This is a genomic window from Nonomuraea antimicrobica, assembly GCF_039536965.1.
In the GTDB taxonomy this organism is placed as follows: Bacteria; Actinomycetota; Actinomycetes; order Streptosporangiales; family Streptosporangiaceae; genus Nonomuraea; species Nonomuraea antimicrobica.
This window is the reverse complement of sequence record NZ_BAAAZP010000025.1, coordinates 1-7,800: the sequence shown is the minus strand read 5'-3', so window position 1 is coordinate 7,800 and position 7,800 is coordinate 1. Positions and strand designations below refer to the sequence as shown.

Below are 7,800 nucleotides of genomic sequence, written 5' to 3'. Positions count from 1 at the left end.
CGGCCGCCGCCGACACCCCCACAACGAGCACCGCCACGACGAGCACCCCCACCACGACCGCCCCCACCACACCCGCCGCGAGCCCGCCCGCCACCCGCTCGGTCACGCTGCCCGGCACGTCGGTACGGCTCCAGGAGCGCGACACCGACCCCATCAGGCTCGCCTCCTACACCCTGGACAGCGGCGAACGCCTCTACGTCAGGAAGTACGCCACCGGCGAGTTCACCCGCGACACCCGCTACTTCGAGTACGCCCTCGACCCCGCCACCGACCGCGCCCTGGCCACCGACGTCGACTACAGCACCGACCTGTTCGCCACCGTCTCCATCGTCGACCACGCCACCGACGACAGGCGCGTCGTCAAGCTCAGCCGCAAACCGGTCTTCCCCACCACGCCCCGCTGGTCCCCCGACGGCAGGTACGGCCTGGTCACCCTCTACAAGGACACCGACGGCGAATCCGCCGAGTACGGCTACGGCATCATCGACGTCGCCGCGGGAACGGGCCGGGCGTTCCAGGTCAAGGAGAAGGGCGCGGGGGAGTGGCGCTTCTTCTGGGACGCCGACGGTCAGGCGGTGGGCACCTGGGTCGGGGGCCGGATGAAGTTCTACGACCTCGACGGCGGGCTCCTGCGCACCCTGTCCGGCGTGGGGACGCCGGTGTGGGTGGAGGGCGACGACCTCTCGCCGTCGGGCACCCGCTTCCTGGCCCACTGCACGACGGCCGGCACGTCGTTGTGCGCCCACTCCAGCTCGGGCGACGACACCGAGCCGGTGACGATCCCGGTCTCCACCAAACGGCTCATCGGCTGGTGGGACGACGACCACGTGGCGGTCTGGCGCTCCAAAGGCGCCGGGTACGAGGCCGTCGTCGCCGACCTGTCCGGCCGGGTCAGCCGGGTGCTGGCGACCGCGCCGAGCAAGGCCGAGTTCGACAAGATGGCCCTGCGCTTCGCCCGCGGACCGTCGTAGGTCCTTGCGGCCCGGCGGTCGCGTTCTAGGATCAAGGGACTGGGACCCACGCGAAGGGGCTGGCCCGTGGACATCACCGTGATCGGCGAGGGCACCGTTCTGGCCGCGCCCGACATCCTGCGACTGCACGCGGGCGTCGAGGTCCGCCGGGCCTCGGCCGCCGAGTCCTTCGCCGCCGCGCGGGTCGCGGCGGCCAGGCTGGCGCAGGCACTGGCGCGGGCGGGCGTCGCACCGCAGGACGTGACGACGGTCGAGCTGGGCCTGGGGCCCGAGTACGAGTCCTATCCGAAGGTGGCGGCCTACCGGGCGGTGCAGGGGGTCGAGGTCGTCGTACGCGACGTGAGCCGGGCCGACCACGTCATCGACACGGTGGCGGGGGTGGGGGAGGAGGCCCGGCTCAACGGGGTGGCCTTCGAGGTGTCCGACCCGGCCGCGGCGCTGGCGGAGGCCCGCGTCAGGGCCTTCAGGGACGCCGCGGCCAAGGCGTCCCAGTACGCGGAGCTGGCCGGACGGCCGCTGGGGCGCGTGGTGTCGGTGAGCGAGGAGTTGACGGTGGGGCCGCCGCAGCCGATGCGGCAGATGGCCACGATGGCCGCCGAGTCCGCCCCCTCGGTCAACCCCGGCCGCCGGCCGCTGACGGTCAGCGTGAAGGTCGGCTACGACTTCGCCTGACGGCTCCCACGCCACCGACGCCAACGGGTTTACGGCAGGGCCAGCATCCGGTCCAGGGCGACCTTGGCCCAGTGGGTGGTGTGGTCGTCCACCGTGATCTGGTTGACCACCTCGCCCAGCACCAGCGACTCCAGCGCCCACACCAGGTGCGGCAGGTCGATCCGGTTCATGGTGGAGCAGTAGCACACGGTCCGGTCCAGGAACGAGATCCCCTTGTCGGGGAACTGCCGCGCCAGCCGCTTGACCAGGTTCAGCTCCGTGCCGACGGCCCAGCTCGAGCCCGAGGGGGCCGCCTCCAGCGTCTTGATGATGTGCTCCGTCGAGCCGACGTGGTCGGCCTTGAGCACGACCTCGTGGCGGCACTCCGGGTGCACGATCACGTTGACGCCCGGGACGCGCGCGCGTACGTCGTCGACGGACTCGGCCGTGAAGCGGCCGTGCACCGAGCAGTGGCCGCGCCACAGGATCATCCTGGCCCGCTCCAGCTCCTCGCGGGTCAGGCCGCCGGAGGGCCGGTGCGGGTTCCACACCACGCAGTCCTCCAGCGACATGCCCATCTCCAGCACCGCCGTGTTGCGGCCCAGGTGCTGGTCGGGCAGGAACAGCACCTTCCCGCCCTGCTCGAACGCCCAGTCCAGCGCGCGCCGGGCGTTTGAGGAGGTGCAGACGGCACCGCCGTTGCGCCCGCAGAACGCCTTGATGTCGGCACTGGAGTTCATGTATGTGACCGGGATCACCTGATCGGCCAGCCCGGCGTCCTCCAGCGCCTCCCAGCACTCCTCGACCTGGTCGAACGTGGCCATGTCCGCCATCGAGCAGCCGGCCGCCAGGTCGGGCAGGATCACCTTCTGGGCGCCGGAGGTCAGGATGTCGGCGGACTCGGCCATGAAGTGCACGCCGCAGAACACGATGAACTCGGCCTCGGGCCGCGCCGCCGCCTGCCTGGCGAGCTTGAAGGAGTCACCCGTGACGTCGGCGAACTGGATGACCTCGTCGCGCTGGTAGTGGTGCCCGAGCACGAACAGCCGGTCGCCGAGCGCCTCCTTGGCCTTGCGCGCGCGTTCCACCAGGCCGGGGTCGGAGGCGGGCGGCAGCTCGCCGGGGCACTCGACCCCCTTCTCGCTGTGCGGATCGGCGCCCTGGCCGAGGACGAAGAGCGGCAGCCCAGTCTGGGTGGCCATGGCCATACCCCCTTATCGTCGTTATGACGATACTCATGATGACACACGGACGAACGTGGTCATTCCCGGGCATGCGGTACCGGGAATGTGTGGCATGGGCCGGGTGTTGGTAGCGTCATCAGTAGGACGTCGAAACAGACAGCCGGGTTAGGGAGTCAGCAGATGACGGTTGAGAGCAGCGAGACCACGGCGCAGGGCCTGATCCTGACCGACGCGGCCGCGGCCAAGGTCAAGAGCCTGCTGGAGCAGCAGGGCGAGGAAGGTCTGCAGCTTCGGGTCGCCGTGCAGCCGGGAGGCTGCTCCGGCCTGCGCTATCAGCTCTTCTTCGACGACCGTTCGATGGACGGCGACGTCGTGTCCGACTTCGGCGGTGTCAGCGTGGTCACCGACCGGATGAGCGCCCCCTACCTGATGGGTGCCGCGATCGACTTCGTCGACACGATCGAGAAGCAGGGTTTCACCATCGACAACCCCAACGCCACGGGCTCGTGCGCCTGTGGTGACTCGTTCAACTAGCACGGGTCGACGGTGGCCGGCAGGTCCCGCTCGCCTTTGTGCGCGCGGGACCTTCGCGTATTCTCGTGGGGCCCATTGGCCTGCTGACAACGAGGAAGAAGAACCCCGTGCGCATCGCCGTTACCGGCTCCATCGCGACAGACCACCTGATGACCTTCCCAGGAAGCTTCGGCGATCAGCTCATCGCCGAGCAACTCGATCGGGTGTCGCTCTCGTTCCTGGTCGATGACCTGCAGATCCGCCGTGGCGGCTGCGCCGCGAACATCGCCTTCGGAATGGGCTGTCTCGGCCTCAAGCCGATCCTCGTGGGTGCCGTCGGCAACGACTTCGCCGACTACCGCTCGTGGCTCGAGCGCCACGGCGTCGACTGCGGCTCCGTGCACATCTCGGAGACCCAGCACACCGCCCGCTTCCTGTGCACCACCGACGAGCACCACAACCAGATCGCCTCGTTCTACACCGGGGCCATGGCCGAGGCGCGGCTCATCGAGCTGCAGCCCGTGTCCGACCGCGTGGGCGGGCTCGACCTGGTGCTGATCAGCCCCAACGACCCCGACGCCATGCTCCGCCACGCCGACGAGTGCCGCCGGCGGGGCATCCCGTTCGCGGCCGACATCTCCCAGCAGCTCGCCCGCATGGAGGACGAGCAGATCCGCCAGCTCGTCGACGGTGCCGCCTACCTCTTCTCCAACGACTACGAGAAGGGGCTCATCGAGCAGAAGACCGGCTGGTCCGACGGTGAGATCCTGGGCCGGGTCGGCGTCCGCGTCACCACGCTCGGCCCCAAGGGCGCCGTCATCGACCGCGAGGGCGAGCCGTCCATCCAGGTCGCCCCCGCCCCCGAGCGCGGCAAGGCCGACCCCACCGGCGTCGGCGACGCCTTCCGCGCCGGGTTCCTGTCGGGGCTGGCCTGGGGCCTGCCGCTGGAGCGGTGCGGGCAGATCGGCAACCTCACGGCCACGCACGTGCTGGAGCGCGTGGGCGGCCAGGAGTACGAGCTGGGGCAGACGAGCTTCATCGAGCGCTTCGGGGCGGCGTACGGCGCCGAGGCGGTCGGGGAGATCTCCGGGCACCTGCGCTGCTACCACTCCTGAGCCCGGGTCGCCGTCCCGCCATGGCTCGCGCGGCGGGACGGCGTCCTGGTGGATCAGATAACCGGCGGATCCGGAACCAGCGGACAGGCCGGGAATCTCAGTAGTTGCGCCTCACGTGGATCGCCCAGCCGCCGTCCGGCAGCTCGTACGAGCCCACATGGCGATGCGACTTCAGCCTGCACCACGCCGGCACGTCCGTGTACGCCGCCGGATCGTCGGCCAGCACGGCCACCACGGCGTTCAGCGGGACGTAGTTGATCTGCTCGGCGAGCATGATGATCGGGATCGGGCACTTCTTCCCGAGCGCGTCGATCGTCAAAGCCGGCTGGGTAACCTCGGTCATGCGACTCCCGCGTCCTGCCGGATGCGGCGCACCAGGTCGGGCAGCACGGCGAGGAACCTGTCGACCTCGTCCGCGGATGTGCCCCTGGGCAGCGACACCCGGACATTTCCATGCGTCAGCACGCCCATCGCTTCAAGAACGTGCGATGGACGAAGCGTACTAGCGGTGCACGAACTTCCGGACGAGACGGCGAATCCGGCCTTGTCGAGCTCGGTCAGCAGCGCCTCGCCGTCGACGTACAGGCACGAAAAGGTCACGATGTGCGGGGCCCGGTCGACGGGGTCGCCGATGACCTCCACGTCGGGCACCGCCTTCGGGACCGTCTCCCTGATCCTGGCCACGAGCCCGGAGAGCCTGGACTGCTCCTCCCGCGCCTCCGCGGCCATCGCGCGAAGGGCCGCCGCCGCCGCGACGACGGCCGGCACGTTCTCGAAGCCCGGCACGCGCCGCCGCTCGCGCTCGTCCTCCGGCAGGAACGAGCGGAACCGCGTGCCCTTGCGCACCACCAGCACCCCCACCCCGGCCGGGCCGCCCCACTTGTGCGCGCTGGCCGTCAGCACCGACCAGCCCGGCGGAACCGGCGCCCGGCCGGCCGTCTGCGCCGCGTCGACCAGCAGCGGCACCCCGTGCGCGCGGCAGGCCGCCGCCGCCTCCGCCACCGGCTGCAGGGTGCCGACCTCGTGGTTGGCCGTCTGCAGGCACGCCAGAGCCGTGCCGGGACGCGTCACCGCCTCGGCGAACCGCTCGGCGTCGACGCGCCCGGTCAGGCCCACGCCCACCGTCTCGACCGTGCCGCCCTCGCTCTCGTGCACCTGACCGGCGTGCAGCACGCTGGAGTGCTCGACCGCGCTCACCACCAGATGGCGCCCGGCCCTGCGCCTGCCGTGTAGGGTGCCGAGCACGCCGAGATGCACGGCCTGCGTGCCCGACGCGGTGAACGACACCTCGTCGGGGCGCGCGCCGAGCAGCTCGGCCACCTCCGTGCGCGCCTGCTCCAGCAGCAGATGCGCGCGGCGGGCCTGGCCGTAGAGTCTCGCGGGGTCGGCCCAGCCGGCGTCGAGAGACGCCAGCAGCGCCTCGCGCGCCTGGGGGTGGAGCGGCTCACCGGAAGCCGCGTCGAAATACGCCACGAGACTCATCGTCCCACTTGCGGGGCCATCGAGGGGTCGCGCGGTGGGGCGAGGCACCTGCACGCTAATGTGTCTGCATTCAGTCTGTGCATCTGTAAAGAAATACGAGCGCCCAAGGGAAAGTCTCTTGGGCTTCATCTGTGGGGTAGGCGATCCGTGAGTCCGACTCGCCGTACGACGCGGCGTTCGTTGGCCCGGCGCAGAGTGCCGCGCGCCGCCGCTTTGGCGTTGCTGCTGGCCTCTGCTACGGCGTGTGCAAATGACTTCCCCGAGGCCGACTGGTCTCGTGGCCTTCTTCCCGACCACGTCACCGAGCAGGGCACCGTGGTCCAAAACCTGTGGAACGGGGCCTGGATCGCCGCACTCGCCACGGGCGCGGTCGTCATCGCACTGATCGTGTGGGCGGCCATCTTCCACCGCAAGCGCAGGGCCAAGGCCGAGCTTCCGCCGCAGGTTCGCTACAACCTGCCGATCGAGATGCTCTACACCTTGATCCCGCTCGTCATGGTGTCGGTGTTCTTCTTCTTCACCGCCCGCGACAGCGACGTGCTCACCAAGGTCGACGGCGACGCGGCGGTCAAGGTCAAGGTCGAGGCGTACCAGTGGAGCTGGCGCTTCACCACGACCGTCGACGGCAAGACGCTGCAGCCGGTCGCCGGCGTCCCGGTGAGCGACTACCACCAGGGGCCCCAGCTCGTGCTGCCGGCGAAGACGAAGATCGAGTTCGATCTGTCGACCGACGACGTCATCCACTCCTTCTGGGTGCCGGAGTTCCTCTTCAAGCGTGACGTCATCCCGGGCATCCCCGAGAACAACCCCGGCAGGAAGTTCGAGATCACCACGCTTGACAGGACCGGCGTCTTCGCCGGGCGCTGCGCCGAGCTCTGTGGCGTCGACCACAGCCGCATGCTCTTCTCGGTGAAGCTCGTCAACCAGCAAGAGTGGAACCAGTACATCGCGACCCAGGCTGGGAGTGCCCAGTGACCGCCATCCAAGAACCCCTGACCACGACGCCGACGATCAGGCCCACCACCAAGGGCCAGATCATCGCCAAGTGGATGTCCTCGACCGATCACAAGATCATCGGGCACATGTACTTGATCACGTCGTTCGCCTTCTTCCTCATCGGCGGCGTGATGGCGCTGGTCATGCGGGCCGAGCTGGCGCAGCCGGGTCTCCAGTTCACCAGCGCCGAGCAGTTCAACCAGCTCTTCACCATGCACGGCACGATCATGCTGCTGATGTTCGCGACGCCGCTGTTCGCGGGCTTCGCCAACGAGCTGATGCCGCTGCAGATCGGCGCCCCCGACGTGGCGTTCCCGCGCCTCAACATGGTCAGCTACTGGCTCTACCTGTTCGGCAGCCTCATCGCCGTCTCCGGGTTCTTCACGCCGGGCGGCGCGGCCTCGTTCGGGTGGTTCGCGTACACGCCGCTGTCGAACGCGATCAACTCGCCCGGCATCGGCGGCGACCTGTGGATCATGGGCCTGGCGCTGTCCGGCCTCGGCACGATCCTCGGCGCGGTCAACTTCATCACCACGATCATCTGCATGCGGGCCCCGGGCATGACCATGTTCCGGATGCCGATGTTCACCTGGAACGTGCTGCTGACCAGCATGCTCGTGCTGATGGCGTTCCCCGTGCTGGCCGCCGCCCTGCTGGCGCTGGAGTCCGACCGCAAGCTCGGCACCCAGATCTTCGACTCCGAGAACGGCGGCGCGCTGCTGTGGCAGCACCTGTTCTGGTTCTTCGGCCATCCCGAGGTCTACATCATCGCGTTGCCGTTCTTCGGCATCATCACCGAGATCCTGCCGGTGTTCAGCCGCAAGCCGATCTTCGGTTACATCAGCCTGGTGGCCGCGACGATCTCGATCGCGGGCCTGTCCATCACGG

Annotated in this window: 9 protein-coding genes; 6 read left to right on the top strand and 3 right to left on the bottom strand. The window is 69.5% G+C overall.

The window, feature by feature from the left end; genetic code table 11:
* Both ABD844_RS08220 and ABD844_RS08215 read left to right on the top strand, forming a co-directional pair.
* A partial coding sequence (locus tag ABD844_RS08220; protein ID WP_344874604.1) for a hypothetical protein occupies positions 1 to 971 on the top strand: 971 nt, incomplete at its 5' end.
* Between the two features lie 66 nt (positions 972 to 1,037).
* Positions 1,038 to 1,643 (top strand): SIMPL domain-containing protein, encoded by a 606-nt coding sequence (locus ABD844_RS08215; RefSeq protein ID WP_344874602.1) that lies wholly within the window; start codon positions 1,038 to 1,040, stop codon positions 1,641 to 1,643.
* Between the two features lie 29 nt (positions 1,644 to 1,672).
* On the opposite strand, the gene nadA is transcribed toward ABD844_RS08215, so the two are convergent.
* Positions 1,673 to 2,830 (bottom strand): quinolinate synthase NadA, encoded by a 1,158-nt coding sequence (nadA, locus tag ABD844_RS08210; protein WP_344874600.1) that lies wholly within the window; start codon positions 2,828 to 2,830, stop codon positions 1,673 to 1,675.
* Positions 2,831 to 2,986: 156 nt separating this feature from the next.
* On the opposite strand from nadA, the gene erpA reads away from it, so the two are divergent.
* The gene (gene erpA, locus ABD844_RS08205; RefSeq protein ID WP_344874598.1) at positions 2,987 to 3,340 is read left to right on the top strand and encodes an iron-sulfur cluster insertion protein ErpA; all 354 of its coding nucleotides are present in this window, start codon (positions 2,987 to 2,989) and stop codon (positions 3,338 to 3,340) included.
* Between the two features lie 107 nt (positions 3,341 to 3,447).
* Positions 3,448 to 4,434 (top strand): carbohydrate kinase family protein, encoded by a 987-nt coding sequence (locus ABD844_RS08200; RefSeq protein WP_344874597.1) that lies wholly within the window; start codon positions 3,448 to 3,450, stop codon positions 4,432 to 4,434.
* Between the two features lie 97 nt (positions 4,435 to 4,531).
* Here ABD844_RS08200 and ABD844_RS08195 read toward each other — a convergent pair whose 3' ends face one another.
* Positions 4,532 to 4,777 (bottom strand): sulfurtransferase TusA family protein, encoded by a 246-nt coding sequence (locus tag ABD844_RS08195; protein ID WP_195899870.1) that lies wholly within the window; start codon positions 4,775 to 4,777, stop codon positions 4,532 to 4,534.
* Positions 4,774 to 5,916, bottom strand: coding sequence for a cysteine desulfurase family protein (locus ABD844_RS08190; protein ID WP_344874595.1), 1,143 nt, complete (start codon positions 5,914 to 5,916; stop codon positions 4,774 to 4,776). The genes ABD844_RS08195 and ABD844_RS08190 overlap by 4 nt, the downstream gene beginning before the upstream one ends.
* 147 nt (positions 5,917 to 6,063) lie before the next feature.
* Here ABD844_RS08190 and ctaC point away from each other — a divergent pair, with 147 nt between their 5' ends.
* Together ctaC and ABD844_RS08180 are read left to right on the top strand one after the other, a co-directional pair.
* Entirely contained in the window at positions 6,064 to 6,891 is an 828-nt protein-coding gene (gene ctaC / locus ABD844_RS08185) for an aa3-type cytochrome oxidase subunit II (RefSeq protein WP_486348538.1), read from the top strand.
* A gap of 74 nt (positions 6,892 to 6,965) precedes the next feature.
* On the top strand, positions 6,966 to 7,800 hold an 835-nt coding region (locus ABD844_RS08180), incomplete at its 3' end, for a cbb3-type cytochrome c oxidase subunit I (RefSeq protein ID WP_344874606.1).

What these genes read in the sequence shown, in the direction of transcription:
- nadA (WP_344874600.1), bottom strand. Translation starts at nt 2,830, where the DNA reads ATGGCCATGGCCACCCAGACTGGGCTGCCGCTCTTCGTCCTCGGCCAG.
- erpA (WP_344874598.1), top strand. Translation starts at nt 2,987, where the DNA reads ATGACGGTTGAGAGCAGCGAGACCACGGCGCAGGGCCTGATCCTGACC.
- ABD844_RS08195 (WP_195899870.1), bottom strand. Translation starts at nt 4,777, where the DNA reads ATGACCGAGGTTACCCAGCCGGCTTTGACGATCGACGCGCTCGGGAAG.
- ABD844_RS08190 (WP_344874595.1), bottom strand. Translation starts at nt 5,916, where the DNA reads ATGAGTCTCGTGGCGTATTTCGACGCGGCTTCCGGTGAGCCGCTCCAC.